This is a genomic window from Gilvimarinus gilvus, assembly GCF_030518155.1.
Taxonomy (GTDB): domain Bacteria; phylum Pseudomonadota; class Gammaproteobacteria; order Pseudomonadales; family Cellvibrionaceae; genus Gilvimarinus; species Gilvimarinus gilvus.
Window position 1 is genome coordinate 1 of record NZ_JAULRU010000312.1, and the last position, 387, is coordinate 387.

General features: G+C 63.0%; 1 protein-coding gene. It reads left to right on the forward strand.

Annotation, left to right across the window (positions count from 1 at the left end; translation table 11 throughout):
• Positions 1-12: 12 nt before the first annotated feature.
• Positions 13-387: amino acid permease (locus QWI17_RS05000; protein ID WP_368045326.1), on the forward strand; the 375-nt coding region annotated here is incomplete at its 3' end.

The window sequence follows — 387 nt, forward strand, 5'->3', positions numbered from 1 at the left end:
ATGGCCACCACCATGACCGTGCAGTATGGCCTGGTGGCCCTGCAATTGCTGGTGTTGGTCGGCTTCGCTTTCGCCGCGTTCGGCGGCACCACCGCGCCACCGCCGATGGCGTTCGACCTGGCCTGGTTCAACCCATTCGGCGTGGAGTCGTTCTCGGCCTTTGCCGCGGGCTTGTCGCTGTCGATCTTCATCTTCTGGGGTTGGGATACCTGCCTGACCGTCAGCGAAGAGTCGGTTGGCAGTGAAGAGGTGCCGGGCAAGGCTGCCACCCTGACCGTCATGCTGATCCTCGGCCTGTACCTGTTCACTGCCATTGCCACCCTGCAGTTTGCCGGCATTAGCGAAACGGGCCTGGGGCTCAACAACCCGCGCATCCAGGAGAACGTG